27 protein-coding genes are annotated in these 26977 nt (G+C 42.0%); 23 read left to right on the forward strand and 4 right to left on the reverse strand.

Annotated elements, in window-relative coordinates; translation table 11 throughout:
- Entirely contained in the window at positions 1-438 is a 438-nt protein-coding gene (locus L0P88_RS01800) for a lipocalin family protein (protein ID WP_247132936.1), read from the forward strand.
- A complete protein-coding gene (locus L0P88_RS01805; RefSeq protein ID WP_247132937.1) occupies positions 419-715 on the forward strand; it encodes a DUF721 domain-containing protein in 297 nt (98 codons plus the stop codon). Before L0P88_RS01800 ends, L0P88_RS01805 begins: the two co-directional genes overlap by 20 nt.
- Positions 716-765: 50 nt before the next feature.
- On the opposite strand, the gene L0P88_RS01810 is transcribed toward L0P88_RS01805, so the two are convergent.
- Both L0P88_RS01810 and L0P88_RS01815 read right to left on the reverse strand, forming a co-directional pair.
- Positions 766-1185, reverse strand: coding sequence for a nucleoside-diphosphate kinase (locus L0P88_RS01810; RefSeq protein WP_158779302.1), 420 nt, complete (start codon positions 1183-1185; stop codon positions 766-768).
- Between the two features lie 49 nt (positions 1186-1234).
- The gene (locus tag L0P88_RS01815; RefSeq protein ID WP_247132938.1) at positions 1235-2284 is read right to left on the reverse strand and encodes an alkaline phosphatase D family protein; all 1050 of its coding nucleotides are present in this window, start codon (positions 2282-2284) and stop codon (positions 1235-1237) included.
- A gap of 78 nt (positions 2285-2362) precedes the next feature.
- Between L0P88_RS01815 and L0P88_RS01820 the strand changes: the two genes are divergently transcribed.
- The 11 genes from L0P88_RS01820 (at position 2363) to L0P88_RS01870 (ending at position 15593) form a co-directional block, all read left to right on the forward strand.
- Positions 2363-3379, forward strand: coding sequence for a DHH family phosphoesterase (locus L0P88_RS01820; protein WP_247132939.1), 1017 nt, complete (start codon positions 2363-2365; stop codon positions 3377-3379).
- Positions 3376-3927 carry a gliding motility-associated peptidyl-prolyl isomerase GldI gene (gene gldI, locus L0P88_RS01825; RefSeq protein ID WP_247132940.1) on the forward strand — a complete coding sequence of 184 codons (552 nt, stop codon included), beginning with the start codon at positions 3376-3378 and terminating at the stop codon, positions 3925-3927. The genes L0P88_RS01820 and gldI overlap by 4 nt, the downstream gene beginning before the upstream one ends.
- Before the next feature lie 6 nt (positions 3928-3933).
- Entirely contained in the window at positions 3934-5040 is a 1107-nt protein-coding gene (locus tag L0P88_RS01830; protein WP_247132941.1) for a peptidylprolyl isomerase, read from the forward strand.
- An 86-nt stretch (positions 5041-5126) separates the two neighbouring features.
- Positions 5127-6194 carry a DUF3810 domain-containing protein gene (locus L0P88_RS01835; protein ID WP_247132942.1) on the forward strand — a complete coding sequence of 356 codons (1068 nt, stop codon included), beginning with the start codon at positions 5127-5129 and terminating at the stop codon, positions 6192-6194.
- Between the two features lie 62 nt (positions 6195-6256).
- Complete coding sequence (locus L0P88_RS01840; protein WP_247132943.1) at positions 6257-9205, forward strand: amidohydrolase family protein; 2949 nt, start codon at positions 6257-6259, stop codon at positions 9203-9205.
- A gap of 10 nt (positions 9206-9215) precedes the next feature.
- On the forward strand, positions 9216-10505 hold the full coding sequence (locus tag L0P88_RS01845; protein WP_247132944.1) for an amidohydrolase family protein: 1290 nt from the start codon (positions 9216-9218) through the stop codon (positions 10503-10505).
- Between the two features lie 272 nt (positions 10506-10777).
- Positions 10778-11743 (forward strand): S41 family peptidase, encoded by a 966-nt coding sequence (locus tag L0P88_RS01850; RefSeq protein WP_247132945.1) that lies wholly within the window; start codon positions 10778-10780, stop codon positions 11741-11743.
- Between the two features lie 321 nt (positions 11744-12064).
- Positions 12065-12952 (forward strand): bestrophin family protein, encoded by an 888-nt coding sequence (locus tag L0P88_RS01855; RefSeq protein ID WP_247132946.1) that lies wholly within the window; start codon positions 12065-12067, stop codon positions 12950-12952.
- Positions 12953-13124: 172 nt separating this feature from the next.
- Entirely contained in the window at positions 13125-14204 is a 1080-nt protein-coding gene (locus L0P88_RS01860; RefSeq protein WP_247132947.1) for an arabinogalactan endo-beta-1,4-galactanase, read from the forward strand.
- A gap of 237 nt (positions 14205-14441) precedes the next feature.
- On the forward strand, positions 14442-14861 hold the full coding sequence (locus L0P88_RS01865; protein ID WP_247132948.1) for a hypothetical protein: 420 nt from the start codon (positions 14442-14444) through the stop codon (positions 14859-14861).
- 162 nt (positions 14862-15023) lie between these two features.
- Positions 15024-15593: a tetratricopeptide repeat protein gene (locus L0P88_RS01870; RefSeq protein ID WP_247132949.1), complete on the forward strand. Its 570-nt coding sequence runs from the start codon at positions 15024-15026 to the stop codon at positions 15591-15593.
- A 90-nt stretch (positions 15594-15683) separates the two neighbouring features.
- On the opposite strand, the gene L0P88_RS01875 is transcribed toward L0P88_RS01870, so the two are convergent.
- Positions 15684-17273, reverse strand: a complete 1590-nt coding sequence (locus tag L0P88_RS01875) for an IS1182 family transposase (protein ID WP_247132950.1) — start codon at positions 17271-17273, stop codon at positions 15684-15686.
- Positions 17274-17554: 281 nt separating this feature from the next.
- Here L0P88_RS01875 and L0P88_RS01880 point away from each other — a divergent pair, with 281 nt between their 5' ends.
- The 5 genes from L0P88_RS01880 to L0P88_RS01900 all read left to right on the forward strand — a co-directional run bounded on the left by L0P88_RS01880 (position 17555) and on the right by L0P88_RS01900 (position 21303).
- A complete protein-coding gene (locus L0P88_RS01880; protein WP_247132951.1) occupies positions 17555-18646 on the forward strand; it encodes a serine hydrolase domain-containing protein in 1092 nt (363 codons plus the stop codon).
- An 86-nt stretch (positions 18647-18732) separates the two neighbouring features.
- Positions 18733-19503, forward strand: coding sequence for a DJ-1/PfpI family protein (locus tag L0P88_RS01885; protein ID WP_247132952.1), 771 nt, complete (start codon positions 18733-18735; stop codon positions 19501-19503).
- A gap of 145 nt (positions 19504-19648) precedes the next feature.
- The gene (locus L0P88_RS01890) at positions 19649-20146 is read left to right on the forward strand and encodes a hypothetical protein (protein ID WP_247132953.1); all 498 of its coding nucleotides are present in this window, start codon (positions 19649-19651) and stop codon (positions 20144-20146) included.
- A gap of 82 nt (positions 20147-20228) precedes the next feature.
- Complete coding sequence (locus tag L0P88_RS01895; RefSeq protein ID WP_247132954.1) at positions 20229-20780, forward strand: AAA family ATPase; 552 nt, start codon at positions 20229-20231, stop codon at positions 20778-20780.
- A 148-nt stretch (positions 20781-20928) separates the two neighbouring features.
- Entirely contained in the window at positions 20929-21303 is a 375-nt protein-coding gene (locus tag L0P88_RS01900; protein ID WP_247132955.1) for a DUF1648 domain-containing protein, read from the forward strand.
- Positions 21304-21588: 285 nt separating this feature from the next.
- On the opposite strand, the gene L0P88_RS01905 is transcribed toward L0P88_RS01900, so the two are convergent.
- Entirely contained in the window at positions 21589-22551 is a 963-nt protein-coding gene (locus tag L0P88_RS01905) for a sugar phosphate isomerase/epimerase family protein (RefSeq protein WP_247132956.1), read from the reverse strand.
- 552 nt (positions 22552-23103) lie between these two features.
- Here L0P88_RS01905 and L0P88_RS01910 point away from each other — a divergent pair.
- The 5 genes from L0P88_RS01910 (at position 23104) to L0P88_RS01930 (ending at position 26906) form a co-directional block, all read left to right on the forward strand.
- On the forward strand, positions 23104-23868 hold the full coding sequence (locus L0P88_RS01910) for a creatininase family protein (protein ID WP_247132957.1): 765 nt from the start codon (positions 23104-23106) through the stop codon (positions 23866-23868).
- Between the two features lie 49 nt (positions 23869-23917).
- Positions 23918-24373, forward strand: a complete 456-nt coding sequence (locus L0P88_RS01915) for a GNAT family N-acetyltransferase (protein ID WP_247132958.1) — start codon at positions 23918-23920, stop codon at positions 24371-24373.
- Between the two features lie 76 nt (positions 24374-24449).
- Positions 24450-25256, forward strand: coding sequence for a helix-turn-helix domain-containing protein (locus L0P88_RS01920; protein ID WP_247132959.1), 807 nt, complete (start codon positions 24450-24452; stop codon positions 25254-25256).
- A gap of 76 nt (positions 25257-25332) precedes the next feature.
- Entirely contained in the window at positions 25333-26289 is a 957-nt protein-coding gene (locus tag L0P88_RS01925) for a nitrilase family protein (RefSeq protein ID WP_247132960.1), read from the forward strand.
- A 203-nt stretch (positions 26290-26492) separates the two neighbouring features.
- The gene (locus L0P88_RS01930; protein WP_247132961.1) at positions 26493-26906 is read left to right on the forward strand and encodes a hypothetical protein; all 414 of its coding nucleotides are present in this window, start codon (positions 26493-26495) and stop codon (positions 26904-26906) included.
- Positions 26907-26977 lie beyond the last annotated feature (71 nt).

Consider the following 26977-nt stretch of genomic DNA (forward strand, 5'->3'; position numbering starts at 1 on the left):
ATGCGTACAGGATTCTTTTGCTTGGCAGTCTTATTCTTGATCGGTTGTAAAAAAAACATTGAAAAAGAAAACCTTCGGGAACTGAACGGCTATTGGGAAATAACCGAAGTGGAATTTCCCAACGGACAAAAAAAGACCTATACCATAAGTACGACCATTGATTTTATCGCTTTTGAAAATATGTCCGGATACCGGAAAAAGGTACAGCCAAAACTGGATGGTACCTATCAAACTTCGGACGATGCCGAACGCTTTGAAATTTCGGAAAGGGACGATGCTTTCTACTTAACCTATAGTAATGGAATGGAACAATGGGAAGAAAAGTTGATTTCCCTTTCGGAAAATTCCTTTTCGGTCCAAAATCAGGACAAAAAAATCTATCGGTATACAAAATACAAACCTTTAAACCTCGGTCCTGATGCCAAAACGCCAAAATGAACATCTAAAACTGGGCGAAGCACTGCGCGAGTTCATCAAGGAAAACAAGTTGCAAAAAGGCATGGACAAGGTAGATGCCCGAGAAGCCTGGAACCGTTTAATGGGTAATGGGGTCAACAACTATACCCAAAGCGTGGAGTTGAAAGGCGATACACTTTATGTCTCACTGACCTCCTCGGTGCTTCGGGAAGAACTCTCCTACGGTAAAGGTAAAATCATTGATATGCTGAATGAAGAACTGGGGAAGGAATTGATAAAAAAGCTCATTTTAAGATAAAAAAAGCCATCCTTATCTGGATGGCCTGTCTTTTTCGTTCACGTTGCCCATTAAAAAATTTCCCTACCGGAAAAATGGAAAGCCCCTTCTATGGAAGCGTTTTCATCACTATCGGAACCATGCACGGCATTTTCGGCAACATTGGAAGCATATAATTTACGAATGGTTCCCTCGGCAGCTTGTTCTGGGTTGGTGGCACCGATCAATGCCCGAAAGTCTTCAACAGCATTATCCTTTTCCAAAATAGCGGCAACAATAGGTCCCCTCGTCATAAAATCCACCAATTCCCCAAAGAACGGTCGTTCCTTATGTATCGAATAAAAGGTCTCTGCATCCCTCCTACTCAATTGTGTGTATTTCATGGCGACGATCTTAAACCCAGCACCACTGATTTTCTCCAAAATGGCACCTATATAACCCTTCTCCACGGCATCGGGTTTAATCATGGTAAACGTCCTGTTTCCTATCATTCTTAAAAATTTTTGGCAAAAATAACCCTTTTCGGATAAGGGACAAACCTTAGTAAGGTTGTTTTAATTCCCGATATACCTCTCCATTTTCCCCCATAATTTTAAAGTGGGCCACTTTAGCCCTTAAGTCGATCTCAACCCATCCAAAGCTGGTGGTAGCTACCGCTTCACCCACACGATACGGATTGGGTTCCCCTTTGTAGGAGTCATAGGAATGTGTTAATCCACTGCTGGTAAAATCCAATATGGGGTAAGAAAGGCGCTCGGATTCCATTTTGGAAAATTCGGATATATGCCGATCGCCCGACAGGAAAATAACTCCTTTTGCTCCTGATTTTTTAATGATATCCAACATTTTATCTACTTCATGAGGATGATTGGCCCATTTCTCAAAACCATGTTCATTGGATAAAAATTGGATACTGGTCACAATAAAATTGAAATCGGCCCTGGAGTTTGAAAGTTCTTTTTCCAACCATTTCCATTGTTCAGCCCCTAAAATGGTCCCTTCGCCATACGTATTCGGTAAATAACGCGCTCCTTCGCCCTTGTTATCGGTCAACGGAGTTCTGAAAAAGCGCGTATCCAGATTTATGATTTTCACTGCTCCTTCCGGTTTGGAAATCAGTTCAGCCGAATAAACCCCATCCCGATTTCTCCTGGGGTCATCCTTACCTACTTCCATGAAGTCAAGAAACAGTTGTTGGCTTTCCTTTTTTTTGGGGAATTCCACACCCCCATCGTTCACTCCATAGTCATGGTCGTCCCAAGTTCCGGTAATATGGACTTTTTCATCCAATGCAGCATATTCAGGAATGGCCTTTTGTTGTTGGTACATCCGTTCCATTTGGGCCATATCCTCAGTATCCGCATAAATGTTGTCCCCTCCCCAAATAAAGACATCAGGGTTTGCCAACAGAATATCGTCCCAAAATACATTCTGTTTATCATGCTTATTGCACGAACCAAATGCAATGAGCACCTTGGAATCGCTGTCTTCAAGCTTAGGTGTGGCCACTTGGTCCGTAATGCTTTTTTCTTGGGACTTACAACCTATTAATAGGATTGGAATCAATGTGATCAATGAAATTTTTTTCATAAAAAGGGCTTCAGGTTAAGCCTCAAATTTAAGCCACTATAAATTACGCCAATGTTATATTATCGTATATTTGCGCGCATGAATTCAGCAGACGTAGCCAAGGTATGGGAACTGCTCTCGCAATCCAACAATATCCTCATTGTACCCCATAAAAATCCTGATGGCGACGCTATTGGTTCCACTTTGGGACTGTTGCATTTTTTAAAATTGTTGGAAAAAACCGCTCAGGTGATCGTGCCAAATGACTATCCCAAATTCCTGAAATGGATGCCCGGTACGGATGGCATCCTGAATTTTGAAAGGCATAATACCCAAGCCCAGGAATATTTGGCCAAAACGGACTTGATTTTCACCTTGGATTTCAATCACCTTTCCCGAACAGGGCAGATGGAGCAATTCTTGGAAGCGTCCAACGCAAAATTTATAATGATCGATCACCACCAACAACCTGATGACTATGCAGTGGTAACCTATTCCGATGTATACATGAGTTCAACCTGTGAAATGGTGTACAATACCATTGAAGCATTTGGGGAAAGCGATAGGATAACACCGGAAATTGCCACCTGTTTGTACACGGGAATCATGACGGATACCGGCTCCTTTAAGTTCTCTTCCACGACCAGCAGGACACACAGGGTGGTTGCCGAATTGATAGACAAGGGTGCACAAAATATGTGGATCCATCAACAGGTTTTTGACACCAATTCACCTGCCAGGCTCCATTTACTGGGTACGGCACTCAAAAACCTGATTATCCTAAATTCGTATCGAACGGCCTATATAACGCTATCACAGGAAGAACTGGACAGACACCAATACGGAAAAGGGGATACCGAAGGGTTTGTGAATTATGGCCTGACCCTTGAAAATATCATCTTCGCCGCCATTTTTATTGAAAACAAGGAAGAAGGGATCATCAAGATTTCGTTCCGTTCCGTGGGCAATTTTTCCGTAAACGAATTTGCAAGGGCCCATTTTAACGGAGGTGGACATACCAATGCTGCCGGCGGACGAAGTACCAGCTCCATGGAAGAAACAGTACAAAGGTTCGAAACACTTTTAAGGGAGTACAAAAACCAATTGCTGGCATGAAAAGAATAGGCTTTTTTCTACTCCCCGTTGTATTGCTTTTGGCCTGTGGCGAGCCTGTACCAAGAAAACCAGTCCAGGTAAAATCCGGAAGTTTTTTTAAGGAATCCGTGGCACGCAGCAAGAAGGTTTTGGAAATGGAGACCGAAGCCATCCAAAACCTTATCAAAAAAGACAGTTCCAATACCTATTTTTCAAGTAATAGCGGATTTTGGTATCGTTATGAACAAAAAAAGGATAGTGCTGGTTATTTACCAAAGACCAATGATATTGTCCTGCTTACCTATAGTGCAATGTCCCTGGCGGGAGATACCATTTACCACATGGATGATATTGGTCTTGTGGAACATGCTGTGGATAAATCACAACTGTTCCCTGGACTGCGAAATGCGGTAAAATTGCTGCACAAGGGGGAAAGGGCAACTTTCTTATTTCCTTCTAGCCAAGCTTTTGGCTATAAAGGCGACAATGATGGAATTGGTCCCAACACCCCAATAAAACTAAGTTTAACACTGCTGGAAATCAAAAAGGACAGTAGCAACATAAAATAGTGATCAATGAAGAAAATACTATTCGGGTTAAGTGCCCTAGCATTAATTCTAACCGGTTGTAAAACGGGAAAATATGCCGATTTGGGTGATGGTATCTTTGCCGATATCCAAACCACCAAAGGTGATATTATCGTAAAACTATATCACGAGGCCACCCCGGTTACCGTTGCCAATTTTGTTTCCCTGGCGGAGGGAAACAGTCCTTTTGTAGATGAAAAGTTTAAGGACAAGAACTATTATGACGGCCTTATTTTTCATCGGGTGATCAAGGATTTTATGTTACAGGGTGGAGATCCCGAAGGTACCGGTAGGGGCAATCCCGGTTATAAATTCAAGGATGAGTTTGTGGACACCCTTAAACATTCCAAAAAAGGGCTTCTTTCCATGGCAAATTCCGGACCAAAAACCAATGGAAGCCAATTCTTTGTTACCCATAAGCCCACCCCATGGTTGGATGGAAAACATACGGTTTTTGGTGAAGTGATCCAAGGTCTGGAAGTGGTGGATACCATTGCCAATGTAAAAACGATACCCCAGGACAAGCCTGAAGTGGACGTAGTGATGAACAAAGTGGAAATCATCCGTAACGGAAAGGAAGCCCGGAAGTTTGATGCTATCCAAATAATGACCGATTACTTCGCAGAGGAGGAAGAGGCCATTGCGGCCATGAAGAAGATGAAGGAAGATCTTGCCAAGGAATTTGAAAGCCAAATGGCTGAAGCCAAGGAATTGGATAGCGGCCTTAAAGTGTACTCCGTGGTCGAAGGTGATGGCGAGAAACCCAAAATCGGACAAAAGGTCTTGGTAAACTATGCGGGCTATTTTATGGATGGAAATCTTTTTGATAGCAATATTGGGGAAATTGCCCTCAAACACAACCAATACAATCCCGGTAGAAGAGATCAGGGCGGATACGAACCCGTTCCCATGTTGTACAGCCCGGAGGCACGATTGGTACCTGGATTCAGGGAAGGCTTGCAAACCATGAAGGTAGGGGACAAAGTGCGTTTGTTCATCCCACCGCACCTAGGTTATGGTGATAATGATTATGGCCCGATTCCGGGAGGGTCCACACTAGTTTTCGATTTAGAGATTACCGATATCTACCCATAAAAAGTTTGAGGTATCCAGTTGCAGGAAACATCCCAAAAAGGACTATCTTTTTTGGGATGTTTTTTTGAAGATATAATGAAATACTAATGGTCCTAAAAACCAAGCATTGGCTAGCATTATCATTGGTCCCACAAGTCCTGTTGGTGAAGGTCCTGGGAAGCAATCCCGAGTGGGTGGAAACCTATTATTCGGAGGGAATCTACCCTTACATTTCCAGGTTTTTGAGATTCCTGTTCGGTTGGGCCCCTTTTTCGGTAGGTGATCTATTCTATACCCTGCTCACCTTTGCAGCCATCCGCTACCTATACCTTCATGGAAGGACCATTTGGCAACGCCCTAAACGGTTTCTTGTGGATTTAGGAAGTGTTTTGGCGGTAGCTTATTTTATTTTTCACCTCTTTTGGGGGATGAACTATTATCGACTTCCCCTTGAGGAAAAACTGGGAATTGGTCGGGAATACTCCGTTGCGGAATTGGAAACCTTTACCCAGTCGTTGGTAGACCAGAGCAATCACTACCAACTTTTATTGACCAAGGACAGTACCAAGGCGGTACAAATCCCTTATTCAAGACCGGAAATATTCAATGAAGTACTCTCTGGGTTTGATAGCCTTGCCACTGATTACCCCGGTTTTACCTACAAAAGACCCAGCATTAAAAAGTCAATTTACAGTCTGGCCCTAACCTATATGGGCTATGGCGGTTACCTTAATCCCTTCACCAATGAGGCCCAGGTAAATGGCATTATTCCCATTGTGCGATATCCGACGGTAAGTGCCCATGAAATAGGCCATCAAGTGGGCTATTCGTCTGAATCCGATACGAATTTCATTGGTTTTTTAACCTGCTCCAAAGTGTCGGATCCCTACTATAAATATGCGGCCTATTCACATGCCTTGGGGTATTGTTTATCCGACCTTAGGAAAAAGGATCGGGAAAAACTTGATGCGGTTTGGAAAAACCTGAATCCAGGGGTCAAAAAAAACTATGCGGAAATCCGGGATTTTTGGAGAAGGTATGAAAATCCCACCGAACCTGTTTTCAAGGCCATGTTCAACGCCTATCTAAAGGCGAACAACCAGGAAGACGGCATTCAAAGCTACAATAAGGTGGTAGGTTTACTGGTTAATTATGACAAACGGTACGGGTTCTGACTTCCTTGTAGGTTTGTTTCCATTCCTTTACCTTTAAGACCGACTAATCCAAAAAATCCCTTATGAAAATGCGACTCTTGGCACTCACTCTTCTATGGTGCGGTGCTTCGGTATTGGCCCAGGACTATTTCCCCGAAAATGATGGGGTAAAAGCCAGGGACAACAACTATCGTGCGTTTACCAATGCTAAAATTTACGTTAGCCCCACACAAATTATTGAGGAGGGCACCTTGCTTATTCAAAATGGTAAGGTTGTACAAGTAGGTTCCAATGTCAACCTGCCACAAAACACGGTTGTGGAAGACCTCCGAGGCAAATCCATTTACCCTTCGTTCATTGATGTTTTCTCCGGCTTTGGAGTGGAAAAACCAAAACGGGCCCCCGGAAGCGGTCGTTCCGCCCAGTATGGTCCTTCCAGGGAAGGGTTCTATTGGAACGATCATATAATGCCGGAAAACAATGCCGTCGAAAAATTTAAGTACGATGAAAAATCGGCCAAGGATTTACGAAAAGTAGGGTTTGGTGTAGTCAATGCCCATATTCAAGATGGTATTGCCCGTGGCAGTGGTGTGCTTATCGCCCTAAATGACAAGGGAACTGAAGGGGACCGGGTCCTTGACGATGAATCCGGGCAATTCTTCTCATTTACCAAAGGGGTGTCCAGTAGGCAATCCTATCCCACATCACTTATGGGAGCTACCGCCCTTATGCGACAATTGTACCATGATATGCGCTGGTATGAAGGGGGTAACGTACGTACAAAAGATCGTTCGTTGGAGGCATTGATCGAAAACAAAGATCTGCCACAGTTTTTTGATGCGGGGAACAATGGAAATGTAATTAGAGCGGATAAAATTGGAGATCAATTCGGAATCGAATACACTATTTTAGGGGGAGGCGATGAATATGAACGTATTGCGGCCCTTAAAAAATCCAACAGTCGCTTGATCATTCCCATCAACTTTCCCAAAGCGTATGATGTTTCCGACCCCCATGCGGCCTCCTATGTAAACCTGGGGGATATGCGCCATTGGAATTTGGCTCCGTCCAATCCCAAAATTCTGGAAGACCATGGGATTGTATTTGCACTGACCACGCACAGCTTGAAATCCATATCCAGTTTTAACAGTATGCTTGCCAAAGCTTTGGAACGCGGACTGAGCAAAAGGAAGGCCTTGGAGGCCTTAACTACCGTCCCGGCTGCACTATTGGGCAAATCCAATGAAATTGGCACACTCCAGAAAGGTAGTTATGCCAATTTCTTAATTGCCTCCGGAGATATCTTTGACAAGAATACCACCCTATTTGAAAATTGGGTGCAAGGCCAACCACACATTTTGGCAGATATGAACAGCCCCGATATACGGGGAGACTACGACCTAGCCATAGGTAGCATTTCCTATAACATGAAGGTAACCGGAAAAATGGGCAGTCCCTCCCTTGAAATCGGACAGGATACGTTAAAGCTTCCTTCCAAAATTTCCTATAAAAACGGTTGGGTGAACCTTTCTTTCTCCAAAGATGAGGGCAGCGAAAACTATGTGATGACAGCCCTGGTTACGGGGGACTCCAACCAAATCTCCGGAAAGGTTATACTTCCCAATGGGATGGAATCCGGCTTTGTTGCCAACAAAACAGGGGATTTCCAGGAGAAGGAAAAAGAGAAACCCAAGGATAGTGAAATGTCCCAACTAATGACCTTGACCTATCCCAATATAGGGTATGGATATCAAACCAAACCCGAGGCACAGCACTGGCTATTTCAAAATGCAACCGTTTGGACAGGTACCCAAAAACTGGAAAATACGGATGTATTGGTCAAAAATGGTAAGATTGCCAAAGTGGGCAAGGATCTAAAGGGGGGAAGTGCTACCAAAATTGATGCAACGGGAAAACATCTGACCGCTGGAATCGTTGATGAACATTCCCATATAGGAGGGCTTAGCATCAATGAAGCTGGGCAAAATTCTTCGGCAGAGGTCCGCATGACCGATGTATTGGACCCAAAGGATATCAATATTTACCGCAATCTGGGTGGTGGGGTAACCACTTTTCAATTGCTGCATGGATCGGCAAACCCCATAGGTGGACAGTCTGCCATTATAAAATTGAAATGGGGTGAAGATGCCGAAGGTTTAGCGTTCCCCAATATGCCCAAGTTCATCAAGTTTGCCCTGGGGGAAAATGTAAAACAGAGCAATTGGAACAGTTATTCCCGATTTCCACAAACACGGATGGGTGTTGAGCAGGTCTTTATCAATTACTTCCAGCGCGCAAGGGAGTATGATGCCGTGAAGAAAAGTGGACAGCCCTACCGTATGGATGAAGAATTGGAGGCCCTGGCCGAAATCTTAAATGGTGAACGTTTTATTTCCTGTCACTCCTATGTGCAAAGCGAAATCAATATGATGATGAAGGTGGCTGAAAAATTTGGTTTTACGTTGAACACCTTCACCCATATATTGGAAGGCTATAAAGTAGCCGATAAAATGGCCGAACATGGCGCTGGTGGCTCCACCTTCAGTGATTGGTGGGCGTATAAATATGAGGTTAAGGATGCCATTCCATACAATGCGGCCATAATGGCCGACCAGGGGGTGGTCGTAGCAATCAATAGTGATGACCGCGAAATGAGCCGCAGGTTGAACCAGGAAGCGGGCAAAACCATGAAATATGGGGGTGTTGATGAAATAGAGGCCTGGAAGATGGTGACCCTGAATCCGGCCAAATTATTGCATATAGCTGATAGGGTGGGCAGTATTGAGGAAGGTAAGGATGCCGACCTGGTACTGTGGAGTGATTACCCTATGAGCGTTTATGCCAAAGCAGAAAAAACCCTAATAGAAGGGGCCGTGTATTTTGATTTGGAGAAGGACAAAGCACAGCAGGAAGCCATGAAAAAAGAGCGTGCCCAATTGACGCGGATGATGCTCATGGAAAAAGAGAATGGTGGCAAAACCCAGAAGCCCGTACAACGGAAAAAACAGCATTTTACTTGTGAAACCCTTTAAAATCCAAACCATGAAAAGAATAGCAGTTATACTTACGGTATTATGGGGTTGTTTAAGTATGGCCCAGCAAACCCCAGCTCCGGCACAGCTTGGGGACATTAGTCTTGAAGGTGCCACGGCACATTTGGGCAATGGGGAAATCATTGAAAACGCATTGATCATGTTTTCCAAGGGAAAACTCACCTTTGTAGGGAGTGCGAATGCCAAAATCGCACGAATGGGAAACGTTATTGATGTACGTGGCAAGCATATATACCCGGGCCTCATAGCTCCGGCAAAATCCCTGGGATTGATCGAGATCAATGCCGTACGTGCCAGTAACGATCAGGACGATATTGGGGAACTCATTCCCCATGTCCGAAGTTTGATCGCCTATAATGCGGAATCCCAGGTAGTGGAAAGCATGCGGCCCAATGGAGTGCTTATCGGACAGACCACCCCTCAGGGCGGAACCATTTCCGGTACTTCATCCATTGTACAGTTTGATGCGTGGAACTGGGAAGACGCTGCCATAAAAGTGGATGATGGTATTCACTTACATTGGCCCGGTTCCTTTAGAAGGGGCCGTTGGTGGTTGGGGGAACCACGAGGTTTTCAACCCAATACCAATTATATCACCAAAATTGATGAGATCACTGCCTTTATGGCCAACGCCAAAGCCTATGGCAAAGGCAATCCCAAGGAGGTAAATCCTGCCTTTGCGGCAATGCAGGGTATCTTTGACGGTTCCCAACGTCTGTACCTTTATGCAGAGGCAGAAAAAGAGATCATCGATGGCATTACGGCCGCCAAAAAAGCGGGGATACCCCATGTGGTACTGGTAGGGGGCTATCAGGCCCATAAAGCCATCTCCATTTTAACGAAATACAATGTTCCCGTTTTGGTACGGCAGACCCATACGCTACCGGAAATGGAGGATGACGCATATGACCATCCTTATAAACTACCCAAATTGCTGGTGGATGCCGGGGTATTGGTTGGGCTTCAAAATGCGGGAGCCAGCAATTTCCAGACCAGGAACCTTCCCTTTTATGCGGGGCAGGTCGTTGGCTATGGAATGGACAAAGAAGAAGCCCTTAAACTGGTTACGGGCAATACGGCAAAAATATTGGGGATAGCTGATGCCTACGGTACCTTGGAGGAAGGTAAATCCGCCACGCTGTTTGTTTCGGAAGGCGATGCCCTGGATATGCAGGGCAACCGATTGACCCATGCCTTTATTGATGGCAGGGCCATTTCCCTGGAAACCCACCAGACCGAGCTCTGGAAACGGTATGTGGGAAAATACAAAGGGGAATGATTGGAGCGATTAAAAACCATAGCCAGCAATGGTTATCATTCATTGTGGCAAAGAGCTAAAACAAGGCTTAATCTATAAAATAAGGCTGATTTCTTAGCGGACTCATCCTGAGGAAAAGTGCCTTCCTCTCCCTACGCTCGTCGGAGGCAATAACGAAATGAAAAAACCACCCCCAATAGGGTCTGGGGTATTATATCTCCACTTATTGCTTTTAATTTCCGCTTATTACCATTCATTTTTTTTATTGCTGGAATTTGCCCAATTTATATGCCATGAATTGTATTAAGCCCTTTTTCCTTATCATCCTTATTGTATTTGTTTCCTGCAGTTCCAATGAAGATGACGATCCCCAAGCCAATGAGGAAGTTGTCAATTTTCTCAATGAAGTGGTGAATATTATGGGAATGTATTCTATCAATAGAGACACAATTGATTGGAGCAACTTCAGAAATCAAGTTTTGGAAAAAGGCTCCACTGCCCAACGTATTGATCAAACAGATGATGCCTTACGCCTCGCTTTGGTTCTGCTAGGCGATAACCATAGCTCCATAAGAAAGCAAAATGGTACGTTCGTTACTGGATCGAATGTAAATTGTCCACCACCACCGCTCGAAACGGTTGCCACACCCGACGATATCGGCTATATACGAGTACGTTCTTTTGGGGGGGTCGATCCGGAAGCCGTGGTCGCTTTTGCAGAAAACATTCAAGAAGACATTAGAACACAAGATAATCAAGATATAACGGGTTGGATCGTTGATTTAAGAAATAACACAGGGGGCAACATGTGGCCGATGCTCGCAGGAATTGGCCCTATTCTCGGTGAAGGGACCGTTGGTCATTTCGTCGGACCGGACAATTCCCGTTATGTGTGGTCTTTTTCAGATGGTGTTGCTATTCTTGACTCCCGTCCATTAGTTAGGGTTTCAGAGAATTATGAACTGCTCAATCCAAATCCAAAAGTAGCTGTACTGTTAAACAAAGCTGTAATCAGTTCTGGAGAAGCCATAGCTATTTCCTTTATTGGCCGGGAAAATACCATGAGTTTTGGAAGTGAAACCTGTGGATTATCCACTGCAAATTCAGGATTTACACTTAGCAATGGGTGGACTTTGGGACTTACTACCGCTTACATGGCAGATCGCAACCAAAACGTATTTGGTGAACCAATTACTCCCGACACGCCAGCAACAAATAGGACAATTGTTCAGGATGCAATCAATTATCTGCGCAATTAAAACCATATGCTAGAATGACTATAAGTAACGGCGCCGTTCTCGCCTACCCTTTGGCTAAGCTCAGGACAGGCTTCTGAAAACCCTAGCGGATTTTCAGTTTGGTGTGTGCCCGCCCTTACTGAGCGTTGCCTGCCTCGCGGCAAAGCGGGCATCCAATTTATTCACCGTTACTAGTTATTTTCCGGGTGTTCATTGGTCGCTCCGCTCCGTGGAACGGCCTCTCCCGCACCCTTGTTTTATGTATCTTAGATACAACAACACATATCCAGGGCCGCATTGCGCGTAGCCCTTTCTTGGGGTGCAATGCAAAATAATTAAGCTATGATATTGGAAAAAAGAATTCCTATTGCATATTGGTTCAAAATAATTAAATGGGACATCGTTATGGTATCTCTATTTTCGTCGGCTGTATATGTTCTTTCAAAGTATTCAATTGACCTAAATATACCTGTTTCAATCGGAGCATTTTTAGGGACTGCCATTGCATTATTACTATCATTTAAACTGAGCCAATCTTATGACAGATGGTGGGAAGCTAGAAAAATATGGGGATCTATTGTTAATGATTCCAGAACTTTGGTCATTCAGTTAAGGGGGTTTTCAAGAAAGCAAAACGAAGAACTGACAAATAGAATGGCCTATAGACAAATAGCTTGGTGCTATGCATTGGCAAGAAATCTAAGAAATGCCGGAAGACCTAAAAACATCAATACCTTTATTTCCGAACAAGAACAAAATTCAATAGATCGTACAAATAATCCTGCTCTCGCTCTTTTAAACAATCAATCACAAGATTTATCTCTACTACACCAAGAAAACTTGATCAATGATTTTCAGCAAATACAAATAGATGATACTTTGGTAAGACTCTGTGCTTCAATGGGAAGGGCTGAGCGAATAAAAAATACAGCCTTTCCAAAAACCTACAGATCAACTTTGCATCTTTTTATCTACATTTTTCTAATAACCCTATCGTTTTCTTTAACGGAAATGCCAAATTTTATGGAAATTCCTTTTATGGTTTTAATATCCATTCCTTTTTTTCTTGTTGAAAAAATCGCATTGAATATTCAAGATCCTTTCGAAAACAAACCTACGGATATTCCAATGACCAGTATATCCAGAACTATCGAAATCAATATTAAACAACAATTAGGTGTACAAGATATACCAGAGCCAATAACTACAAATACGTTTTACATCTTGTAATAGGAAGGAACACTGCACGCAACAATGTCCTACAATGATCCAAAAGCCCAATTCGCTAAATAGTGTTGAACGGATTTTGCTATATTTCCTTAAAATTAGGCACCAGCGTACCAAACCGCGCACTGCTCGTGTAGCTGTCGCACATAGCGCGGCGTTGCCGGTAATTTCCAAAATGAATCGATCGATCCCAATACTACTATGCCTTCTGATTTTTATTTCCTGTGATAAAGAGGATTCAAGCGGACCTATTGTAGAAAATGGAAATCAGGAGTTCCTCTCTGCTGTGGACATTTCAAGGTATCCTGAAATAGCAAGTACAAATCCAACTTTTTATGATTTGGAAGGAAATCCAAAAGGTTTTTTACCAATACTTAAAGAAAACGGGATCAATACGGTTAGATTAAGGCTTTGGGTCAATCCCATCGATGAACATTCTGGATTCAATGAAGTAAAGCAGTTTTCCCAAACACTGAGAGGCAATGGATTTAAAACCTGGCTAACGCTTCACTATTCGGATACTTGGGCAGATCCTGGAAATCAAAAATTACCCACACAATGGCAAAACCTTGATTTTAATACGCTAAAAGATAGCGTTCACCTGTACACAAAAAAGGTAATGGATGAAATTCGGCCGGATTATATCCAGATTGGAAATGAGATAAACTCGGGAATCCTTCACCCTTATGGAAACATTTCAACCAATTATCAAAATTTTAGAAGCCTAATACAAGAAGGATGTGCTGCGGTAAGGGAGAATTCAGAGGATTGTAAGATTATTTTACATTTTGCTGGAATTGAAAACTCAGATTGGTTCTTTGACCAGGTCATTGGTATAGATTACGACATTATTGGTTTGTCGTATTATCCTATCTGGCATGGTCATTCCCTTAATGACTTACAATCTAAAATGCAACAGCTTGCGAACACGCATAACAAGGAGATTCTAATTGCGGAAACCGCTTATCCCTTTACATTGGAATGGAATGATTGGACACACAATATTGTGGGATTGGAGGAACAATTAATATTACCCGAGTATCCTGCAACCCCGGAAGGGCAACGTAAATTCGTCAAGGAAATAAAAACAATTACGCAAGAATTGGAAAAAGGAATTGGGTTTTGTTACTGGGGATCCGAATTGATCGCTTGGAAAGGAAAGGAGTCCACAGATGCATCCCCTTGGGAGAATCAGGCTTTGTTTGACTTTACCAATAAAGCGTTACCCGTATTAAATGAATTTAAAATTGAATAAAAACCAATGGCAACACGGTGTATAATTAATTGTAGGCGGAAATTCAACAAGTGAATTTCTTGCAATAAATTATCTTTAGTCTTAGGCAGACATTTTCCGTTGGAAAAGTCCGCAACTAATCACACACTAGACCGTTGGGCATAATTTGACAAAATCCTGAAAAGAATAATTTACATACTGATTTTTGGAATTTTATTTAGTTGTTCTAACAAACCGGATAAATTAAAAATTGACCGAATGAAAATGGACATAGAAATCTACTTGGAATTTGAACCTGGTGGATATTTCATTTCTTGGAATGACACTTTATGCTCTGAATTTAAATCTGACTGGAATTATTTACAAAAAAGACCTTACGAACTTTGCTGCCATATTTTCAACAAAGAAAAAGATACGCTCGGATATTATAGAGGATTGAGCAGTCCAAGACAATTCACTTATTTCCAAACTAAAGAGAATACGGACTCAATAATTGACTTGGAATTTTCAGTTGGAATTAATCAATTTTCGGAATTTCTCGCTGAACAATCTGAAGATTATATAAACAAGTTTAATGAAAAGTTTGAGGAAAGAATCGAATTTGAGCCTGTAAGAGTGGACTTAAAAACTGACTTGAAAAAGAAAATGGAAATCGAATTAATAAACAAAAAAAACTAGGCACAACAATGTATAACCGCACATGGTGGATTCGACTATCCTTCGACTGCGCCCAGGGCAGGCTTAAACGAATCCACTCGGAATTGCTAACGTTAATGCTAAACCGAAAATTAATTCACATAAACCCGTAATGGACGGTTATACCAAACCGTTGCACAACATTTGGGAACATTGAGGCTAAAAGAGAAAATATTTGAAAAGTATGATGAATTCAGTTTACTTGAGAATAAAACTGAAAAGGACATCTTACGCTCTGAAATCAAACCGATGTTAGCTGAATATTCCGAAATGGATTCCAATTGTTATCATTTACTTGGACTTCTAGATTATGAATCAGACAACTGGATAGAAAATATTGCAACCTCAATCGGGAATTTTAAAAAGGCAATTGAATTAGATAAAGACAATTTTTTAGCTCAATTGTATTTAGCTCATTGTTATCATGACTTGAATAAATTGGAATTGGCTTTGGAAAACTATAACAAAGTTGACAGGGAAAGGCTAAAGGAATTTCAAGTATGGAGATACACAAAACTGATTGAACAAATTGGATACTGTCATTATAAACTTGGGAATAAACAGATTGGAGAAAAACACTTTGAGGAAGTTTTGGAATGGTATAAAAAGCTTCCAGAAATTGACCGAGTAGTTCCATCTGAATTGATTGAGTGTTTACCCAAAAATCATAGGATAGTAGCCGAAATAAAAAAAATAGAAACCTATTTGGAATAAAAACGTTGTACAACAATGGTAACCGTTGCACAAGCCCATAAGTCCGAAAATGCGGATTGATATAAACCTTTTTCCGAGAGCTTTTTTGGTTCATACCAGTTTGCGTTTCACCAAGGACAGATGATCACAGAGCCTCAAAGTGGCCGTTACCATGCCATTTAGGCCGAAAAAGTCCCGGGACAGGGATTTTGCCGCGCTCCTGGCCTTTTTCAGGGTGTACTTTAATAGTTTCTTGAGGTTATAGGCTGTGGCGGCCATTTGCATGCACTTGTTGGCCTGCCGGATGCCCAGGGTATATACTTTGCCCATGCCCATGAATTGGGTAAGGGTACCCAAAACAGGTTCCACGGTGCTTTGCCTTTTGGCTTTCATATAACGTCCCTGTGGACTGTTCACCCGTTTGTTGTTGCGCTCGTATTCTTCTCGGTAGTAGGTCAAGCAGATGCGTTTCTCCTGTGACTTTCCCAGGCATGTGCCGCGCAAGGGGCAGCCCAGGCATACTTTCTTGCTGGCCCGGTATTCCTTCTTTTTGGTCTTGGTGCGGTGATCAAGAAATACTTTCTTAAACCAAATGGACTTTCCCTTAGGGCAGATAAAACAATCTCTCGCTTTATCATAAACAAAACCTTCGGGCCCGCCTTTGTATGTACCATGGGAAGGGATAAAACTTTTCAGACCACATTGTTCCAAAAAGGCATAGTTCTCCCCGCTGCTGTACCCGGTGTCCGCCACCACGTTCTCCCATCCCAGGCCCTCCTTCCAGAGCCTGGGACCGACACGTTTCACCATATCGGGCAGGTGCTGGTTGTCCTTGCCATCGGCATGGTATGCCCCGATGTCGGTGATCACATGGTTCGCCGTATCCACTGTCAATTGCGCCGTGTAGTTGAGCTTGCGGGCCTTGCCCGGTTTTACACTTATCCTGGCATCCGGGTCCGTGGGGCTGTAATGGGTCTTGTTGCTGGTATACTTTGAGCCCTTGTTGCCCGACCCCGGTCTTTGGTCCTGTTCCTTGGCCCATTTCCTGTTGCGGCCCTTTAGCGCTTTTAACTCTTGCTCATTGGCCGTTATTCTTCGTTGATCCGCTTTGGACCTGTCCGTCTTGGACTTGCGAAGCGGCTTTTCCCTGTCAGTCGCACTTATGTGGCGTACCCTGCGCAGGTGCGTTTCCAACTCTTCCTCCGGAACCTTCAGTTCCAGGCTGTCCATAGAGGCGTTGGCCTTTACCGGGGCCGAGTCCATCACCTGGGTATGGCCGCTGACCAGACCGCTCTCCACACAAAGGGAAAACACCTTGGCAAACACCTCTTCAAAGACACTTTCCGGAAACAGTTGGCGCGTACGGCTCACCGTGGAGTGCCACGGAAGTTCCTCGTCGATACCGTAGCCCAAAAACAACAGAATATCCAAACGCATACCACAATGGGCCACAAGCCTACGGTCGCTCGGGATATTCTCCAGATAACCCACCAAACACAGCTTGAAGAAAACCACCGGGTCGATGCGCTTCTGTCCACTGTCGCCATAAAATCTCTTGGTCCGAGGATAGAGAAAATCCAAATCCAATGCCCCTTTCAAACGTCTGTAGAAGTTCCCCTCGGGAACACGGTCGCTCAAACGAAAATCCGTGAAGAGCTTTTCCTGATACTCCTTTTTGCCTTGCATTCCTAAAGATACCACGATTTGCTATCTTTAGAAAGTTGTGCAACAGACACAATGGCTATAACCCATTGCTTCCCTCCTCCCCTAATGATTTTATCTAAATTTAATATGTAATAAAAAAAGCTTTGCTAAAGAATTCAAAAGTATCTTTCGCTCCCATTTAACATGCTCAAGCTTGTCGGAAGCAAGAACAATCCGCCCGAACGCCGGCCTTGCCTTTCGGATAGGCAACGCTGGGTCCGGACGGGAATCATAACCGAAACTATTACACTACATAAAAACAAAAAAACCAACAATCAATGAAAAAACAATTGGCAATTCTATTGGTAATCACTGGCTTGACAGGAAAATCCTATGCCCAGGAAAATGATAAAAGTGTTTTTACTAAAACGGATGCCTATTTGGAAAGTACCATCGATAGCCTTAAGATTATTGGTTTAAACTATGCCATCCTCATCGACAAGAAAGTCGTACACAAAAAATCATTCGGTTCGGCACATGCCCAACTTAACGTACCGATGACTATGGACAAGTCCTTTCCCGTAGCCTCCATATCCAAATTATTCAGTTCAATTGCGCTTTATAAATTAGTAAGCATCCATGAACGGGAGGTAAGTGAAACCGTTGGGGATTTTCTTCCAAATAGAAACGACCTACCGGAATCCTGGAGAAAATTAACCCTCGAACAATTACTGTCCCATACTTCTGGTGTTCCTGACCAAATAGATTATCAGATTTATTTAGCCCCGGATAGTGAAAAATCCGTTATTGACGCTTTGAGGGATAAACCATTTAGTTCCAAACCGGGAACGGAATCAAAATACAATGCCACCGGATTTTTGCTTATTCGCGCTATCATTGAAAAATTGGCCAATCAGGACTTTGAATCCCATATGCAAACCGAATATTTTGACAAGTTGAATTTAAGTTCGGCCATATACGGCGGATTTAAAAAAGTTATTCCAAATAGGGTTACGTGCTACCAAAAAAACAATGGAAATTTAGAAATGTTCCCCCTGAATTATTCCCCACCCATGTACGCTGGGGCGGGTCTAAATATTGCTATGGACGATTTAATAAAATGGTTTCAAGCAGTACAGGATGGACAAATCCTAACCAAAGACCAACTTGAAGCGATTTGGACACCTGTTAAATTAACCAATGGAACAGATGGTTATTTTGGATTGGGATGGGAATCCTATAAACTTCAAGATGGGTACAGAATGGTTGGTCATGGTGGCGCTGGAATTTCATCATTTAGACATTACTGGAATGACCGGACGAATGAAAATCTTACGGTAATTTTGTTGACCAATGGGGCCTATGACTGGAAGGTACGACCGAATCAAATCAATTCCGTAATTGCCGGCATACTATTTGAACATAACTAAATTCCGTTGTACAAAGATGGCTATACGTAATGGCTACACAACCATTCAGAGCTGAGATCATTAGCGATAAGACGAAATGAAAAATTATGCATAAACTACAATTCTCGATAGTAATCTGGCTAATACTCCTATTGTTAGCACACCATAATGCAAAGGCCCAAAATAGCTTGCATACAACTAAAATGAATTCCCCTACGAAAACAAAAACCTTAGATACTACCCGCATTGTGGTTCTTTTGTATGAGGGTGTTGTATTACAGGATTTTGCTGGACCTATTGAGGTATTTTCAAAAGCTAAAAAATTGACCAAAGGCAAATATGAAATATTCACAATCGCCATGGATACAGTATTAATAGGAACAGAAAATAAGGTAGTTAAGATCAAACCCGATTTTTCCCTTAATGAAATGCCTAACGCTGATTACCTAGTAATACCTGGGGCAAGTATGCCCATCATAAACCAATTGGTTGAAAGTAATACTTACACCGACTTCATAACCGAGTGGAATCAAAAGCCAAAAACTAAAACACTCTCAATTTGTACTGGAGCGTATCTACTAGCGGAAACAAAGGCATTAAATGGTAAAAAAGCCACCACCCACTATTTTGTCGCAGACGATTTTTCGAAACAATATCCAAAAATAAAACTGGTAAGAAACGTTCGTTTTGTAGATGAAGAAAAATATATTACCTCCTCGGGAATTACTTCAGGAATCGATGCTTCCTTATACATCGTAGAAAAGCATAGTGGGAAAAGAATCAAGGACATGATTAACAGAGCGCTGCAATACGACTATCAAGAAAAAAAAGACTGGCCAGTAGCACCAAACGGAATGAAATACACTAGAAAGGACTAGTGTAACCGCTATCAAGGACTCCTCAGACCCCTTTTTCAATTAATTAAAGTATATTGTAATTTGCAAAGAAGTGCAATAAATCCCCTACTTCTTATATACAAGACCGTTGGTACTAATTATCATAAACGAATTAAATTACTTCAAAATGGAAAAATTGATGCTCATTAGTTTTGTTCTTCTTTTGGTCTCTTGTAATCAAGAAAAAAAGACAGCCGAATTTACCTCAGAATCTTCAAAAACAAATACAATTGATTTTGAAGCTGAATTGGCTTCAATTGAAAAAACGCGAATGGAATTTCAACAGGCAATTAAAGAAAAAAGATATTCCGATCTGAAAAACTATGGTACTAAGGACATCATTTCTTTAACGCCTATTTGCGGAACATGGGAAGAATATAAACGCCTTAGGGATGAACCTGTTGGTTCTTTTAGCTATGATAGTCTTATAATGATGCCCAAGGAAACCATTATTGTAAGTGATAGCATTGCATACGATTTTGGAAAGAGTTTTATGTATTATACCAATGCAAAAGGCGAACCTGTAGAAATTACGGATACATTTTTGGCAATACTCAAAAAAGATAAAAATGACGGGCGATGGAAATTGCACAGAGAGGTTGCCACTACAAACACTTTGGATTAACTATAACTATCGCCAACAACGGCCATAAGTAATGGCGCTGCTTTCAAGACATTACAGCCAAAAGCAAGAATAGTGCTTTAAAATGAAAATATTACTTTTTGGGGCATCTGGTTCCGGAACCACAACTCTGGGGAAGGAAATCGAGAAAAGGACTGATTTTAAGCACTTGGATGCTGATGACTATTACTGGAAAAAAACCAATCCGCCCTTCCAGGAAAAAATATCGTTGCTGGAACGGAATGAAAATCTGAAAGCGGACTTCAAAAAGTTTAGGGATGTTGTAGTTAGTGGTTCAATGGTAAGTTGGGGAAAGGAGTGGGAAACGGCATTTGATCTGGCCATTTTTATCCGATTGGAAAACGCGGAACGAATGGAACGACTGAAAAAACGCGAAACTGAACGTTACGCAGAAAAACTGTTGACCGACAAAAAAATCCAACAGAACTCAAAAGCATTTCTGGAATGGGCAAACCAATACGAAAACCCAAACTTTAAAGGCAGAACATTCAAGGTTCATAAGAATTGGATCGAATTGCTCGATTGCAAAGTATTGCGATTAAACGGAGCAACTGAACTGAACAGCAATGTGGACATACTTTTGAATGAAATAAAAACGTGTTATAACAATGGATAATCGAAATTACGGCTGAATTTCCCAATCGGAAATTCAATCCGAATTGCTAAAGTCGTTTTTAAACCTGAAACTTAAGGCAAACAACCCGTAACCGACGGTTATACGAACCCTTGTAGCCTATTTTGGGAAAACGAAGTAAATCAGACAAATGAGCAACCAACCTAAAATAGAACCAAGCCTTACGACTACCGATAAAATGATTGGACTTTTAGGGTGGATTGCCCTAGTCGGAATTTGGATGTTGACTTTGTTCCATTATTCTGCATTACCGGAAATCATCCCTATCCATTACAACGCGGCTGGAGAAGCGGACGAATTTGGGAATAAAAGCCATATGTTGACCTTACCAATCATTGCGACCGTATTATTTATGGGGCTGACCTTTTTAAACAAATTCCCCCACAAATTCAATTATCCGACCAAGACAACAACGGAAACTGCACTTCATCAATACACCAACGCCACTCGGCTGATCAGAATTTTAAAATTGGATCCTAGTGGTATTTGGACTTATCGTCTTTAAAACGATTCAAAATGTGAATGGAAATGCCGATGGACTTGGCGCTTGGTTTTTATCCATGGTCTTGGGATTGTTTTTTATCCCAACGGCTTACTATTTAACGAAGTCCATACGAGCAAAAAAATGACCAAAATGCTGGCTACAACAAGGTATCACCGGGCACGTAAAAGAAAAAACAAATGTCCTGAAACAATCCTTTTAGAGTAATCCCATCCCGATAGCGGCAAACAGAAAATTCAAGCCGTCATAAAAGCGCTACGGAAGAAACATAACGGCATTCCACTAGGACTAAATCTCGTAATAAAAAGCATCCCGCAATACGTCCAAGCTCTTGGGCACGGCCGTATCAGGGGATTCCAAGCCTTCAAACTCAAGCGATATCCATCCTTTGTATCCCACATCCCGCATCATTTGACCAATGGCAGGATAATCGATGTCCAATGAATACCATTTACCTCCACCATAATAGGTTTTGGCTTGAACTAGGAAAGTTTGGGGGGCCATAAGCTTCAGCTGTTCCTCACGATTTTCCAAAAAGTTGCCCGTGTCCAAAGTCATTTGCAACCAAGGACTGTCAATGGAGTCAACAATTCTCTTCACGCCTTCCGCAGTACGTCCCAGTCCCCAGTGGTTTTCCAAGCCCAGGACCACTCCACACTTTTCTGCAGTTGGAATGCATGCTGCAATGGAATCAATCACCCATTTAAAGCCATCTTCATCCGTATAGCCCTCCAATGTTGGTTCAATACCCTTATTGGCCATCAGATCATCGAAGTTTTTCGAGGTTCCCCAGCGTCCGGTATTCAATCGCATTGTTGGTATGCCCAACGCGTACGCCAGTTCTATCTGCCTGATCGTTTTGGCAATGTTTTCGTCACGTTTTTCTTTTTCGGGATAAACATAACCCTGATGTGTGCTGAACCCCATGAGGTCCAATCCAGCGTGGAAAGCGCGCTTCTTGAGGTTCTGCAAATAGCTGTTCTCTTCAGAGGTCATCTGTACCAACAGTAGTTCAATACCGTCAAAACCCATAGCAGCGGCCTTATCAATGCACATTTCGATCGGTACGTCTTCCTTGGGACCGTTAAACTGCCAAAACGAATAGGTTGAAACCCCAATGGGATTCCTTCTGATATTGTCTTGTTCTTCAACTTTTGGTGCTTCTTTAGGTTCGGGAGAGGTGCAGGCTCCCAATACGGTTGCCATGCCAAAGGCAGAGGCATTTTGGAGGAATTTTCTACGGTCTGTCATTTTGATTGGATTAAGTATTCCTTAAAGATAACGATTAACTTCATTTCGTTTATAATGGATATTCCAATAAGGATTATTTGGGAAACCATATGTTTTACATAGTTGCCATTGGCTTTGATGGTTTCTTGAAATAGGTGAAATTTGAATCCTTATGAGCACTCCTTTTGATATATTTACTGAAGAAGATGGAAAATCGACTGATTGGATTTAGGACGGGAATCCTTAATTTGATGGTAATAACGTGAATTCAGTATAAGAAAATTACGTCATTTTGAGTGTTTTTGCGATAGCAAAAATGTATCGAAAACCTGCCTGCCTTCCGGCAGCAGGCAGGCAAGTAATTTTCTTGCAAAATCTGAATTTCGATACAATTTTTCTTCATTTTATTACGAAAAACCACTCAATTTGACGGATTTTTGGTTGATAAAAAATATGTAGAACTCACGTTAGTTATAGGAAAAGCAACCTACGCACACCAAAGTGTGCAGGTTCATGCTTCCAAACGGCACCACCTCGCAGACAAAACGTTGTGCAGCCTTTAAAAAAAAGTAAATGATAAGACCTTACGTACTGGCAGATACCAATTGGAAACATTTAAAAGATGAAAAATTTGATTTAGCCGTACTTCCCTGGGGGGCCACAGAAGCCCATAATTACCATTTACCCTACGCAACCGATGTCATTGAAGGAACGGCAATCGCGGAAGAAGCCGGGAGGATCGCTTGGGAGAAAGGAGCCAAAGTCATCATATTGCCGACAATTCCATTTGGGGTCAATACCGGACAGGCCGACATCTACTTGGATATGAATTTGAACCCAAGTACCCAATTCGCCATCTTAAAAGACATCATTGGCGTATTGGACCGTCAAGGAATCCAAAAATTTATGATTTTGAACAGCCATGGAGGAAATAATTGGAAATCAATAATCCGGGAACTTGGACTGCTATTTCCTAAAATGTTTTTATGTGTTGGCGAATGGGTAAAGATTGTCAATCGGAATGATTTTTTTGATGATCCGGGAGACCATGCGGACGAAATGGAAACAAGTCTTATTCTTCATTTGGCTCCTGAATTGGTGCTTCCAAAAGAAGATTGGGGCGACGGAATTGAAAAAAAGAACAAAATAAAAGCGTTTAGTGAAGGTTGGGCTTGGACGGAAAGACCTTGGAGTCAAATAAGCGAAGATACTGGAGTGGGAAATCCCAAAGCATCAACCAAAGAAAAGGGGGAACACTTCTTCAATGCTGTTTGTGGCAAGTTGGGGGACCTGCTATTGGAAATTTCAATTGCGGATACCGATAACCTATATGAATAAAAACACTACGCCGCAAATCATAGCCGAGACGTTCATATTGATTTAAAAAATGAATATTGAGTTACTACATAAGGAAAGTAAGCTATTGGAAAGGGGAATTGAATACTTCTGGAAACAATGGGGAAACGAATCGAATTTTGATTTTTATAAAAATTGCATTGAAAATTCAATCGCTGATGATAAATCCTTACCAAAGTTTTACCTCATGCTCGATGAAGATAAAATTATTGGTTCCTATGCATTATTGACAAATGACCTTATAAGCAGGCAAGATCTATTTCCTTGGTTTGCTTGTCTATTCGTTGATGAAAGTTATCGGAACCAAGGTTTGGCCAATGCATTGATACAACATGGTATCGACGAATCTCGAAAAGGAGGGTTTGATCATTTATATCTTTCAACAGCATTGAATGATTTTTACGAGAAAAAAGGATGGAAATACCATTCCCAGGGGTTTACTGCCTTTGGGGATAGTATAAAGATCTATTCAAAAAAACTGAATTAAAAACCACAACCAATAATGGCCTATTCATAACGATGCCGCAAATCATAGCCGAGACCGCTGTGTACAAGCCAAAACCATGGATTATTTGATGCAATTCGCTCCCTCACCAAACCTTTCAAAATATATCAAGCATTATCTTTTGTTTGAGATTGGCAACAGTGATAAGAAACGGTATAGACATTTTGCAAACGGTCATAATGGATTGGTATTCAGTTTCAATACAAAAGGATTCGTTTCACTTCACTCGGAAAACCCATTACCTGAAACGTTCTTATTTGGTCAAGTCTCAGAATATCAGGATTTTTTTGTTGATAGAGGTACATCCGTTGTCATCGTGCTTTTTCAACCTTTGGGTTTATTTGCCCTCACCGGTATTCATTCCTCCATATTTACAAATCGAATGGAAGATGCCTCTACAGTTTTAGGGAAAGGGATTTCGGGACTTCAAGAAAACCTTTTTTGTAGTGCTGATGTCATAGACATGATTGGTTCCTTAAATTCATTTTTTACCAAAAAATTCGATGAACTTACCTACGACCATAACCCCTATATCCTGAACTTCGTGTCATTTGCCCTTAAAAAAAGGGGTGACATCTTGGTCAATGACCTCTGTAGCCAAATAGGTGTAAATGAACGAAAAATACAACGGTTGTTTTCCGAGCAAATAGGGGTTACGCCCAAAACATTCCTCAAGAACGTTAAATTACACTCCTTTCTCGGCCTTACGAAAGACAAAAAACAAAGTTCGCTAACCAAATTAGGTCTCGAAGCGGGCTATTACGACCAAGCACACCTTATTAGGGAATTTAAAAAAACTGTTGGTCTTACTCCATCAACGTATTTAAAATCAAAACGATTGGCCGTAAACCTTGTTCAAATTTAGCGCCATACCCATTGTCGGTTTTGTACAATTTCCCATAAAAACCAATTGCTAGCTTTACCGGGCAATTTATGATCATATGGATAATCTGAATATTTCTGTAGCCCAATTTCAACCTAGGGACGGTGACAAAGCCTATAACTTATCGGTAATCAGAAAACTCTCCGAAAAAGCCAAATCCAACGGAGCGGACGTAATTAGTTTTCACGAGATGTCGATTACCGCCTACACCTACACCAAGGACTTGAGCTTGGAGCAACTAACGGACTTGGCAGAAGAAGTTCCCAGCGGAAAAAGCACACAGGAATTGATTGCCATTTCCAAGGCGTTGAACATTCCGATTTTGGCCGGTCTAGTGGAAAAATCGGATGGGTCACTTTTCAATACTTATGTCTGTGTTACTGGAGACGGACTGGTGGCAAAGTATCGAAAAATACATCCTTTTATCAGCAGGCACATGTCTCCAGGACAGAAATATTGTGTATTCGAATTACTGGGTTGGAAATGTGGAATCCTTATCTGTTACGATAACAATGTCATCGAAAATGTTCGGGCCACCAGCCTTTTGGGAGCGGAAATCATTTTTGCACCCCATGTTACGGGTTGTACACCTTCCACTATGCCACACCGCGGTTACGTTGCCGATACCTATTGGGAAAACCGCGAGAACGACCCTGTTTCACTGAGGTTGGAATTCGACGGGCCAAAAGGCAGGCGTTGGTTAATGCGCTGGCTACCCGCAAGAGCATACGATAATGGGGTGTATTATGCATTTACAAACCCCATAGGCTATGATGGCGGACACCTAAAAAACGGAAATTCCATGATACTAGATCCCTATGGAGAAGTTTTGTCCGAAATAAAATCCTTTCAAGATGAAATTACCATTTCAAAGATCACCAAGGAAAAAATCAAACGCTCTGGGGGATGGAGGTATAGAAATGCCAGAAAACCTGAACTTTATAAGGACATCATTGGTAGGGACCACAAATCGACCACTTCTCCAATCTGGTTAATAAATTCCCAAAACGAGTGAAAAAGATGGCAGTGCACAACGTCGGTGTGTAATCAATTGCCGCTGGATCCCTAAAACGGAATCCATTACAATCAATTATCTTTACCACGGACGGACATTTTGCTTTTATGCCTTCCTCTCCCCCCGATGGTCGTAAGGGACCCGTTGGAGGCAATAATCCATCATGCACCAGCTCATTACCCGTAATTCAAGAAACCTAGAAAATGGAAAAGCATTTTGAACTTTCTGACGCCGAATTTGAACAAAAATTCATTACATGCGAACTAAACCCCTCTCATTTTTCCCATGAAGCCCATTTACGGTTGGCATGGATACATATTGATAACTATGGAATTGAGCAAGCGGAAAAAAACATCCCCTACCAATTACAGAAGTTTGTGAACCATGTTGGAGCAAAGGGCAAGTTCAATATGACGTTGACCTTGGCCGCGGTCAAAGCAGTTTATCATTTTATGCTCAAATCGAATTCCAATAATTTCAAGGATTTTATTGCTGAATTTCCCAGATTAAAATATAATTTCAAGGAGTTGATGGGTCATCATTACGGATTTGATATTTACCATTCGAATTTGGCAAAAACAGCATTTTTAGAACCCGACTTGATTCCGTTCGATTAAAAAACAAAAACCACTGGCGACAATAGGTTTAGCTCTTGTTGGATTCCAAAAAACGGAATTCATCCCAGATT

The organism is Muricauda sp. SCSIO 64092 (assembly GCF_023016285.1).
In the GTDB taxonomy this organism is placed as follows: Bacteria; Bacteroidota; Bacteroidia; order Flavobacteriales; family Flavobacteriaceae; genus Croceivirga.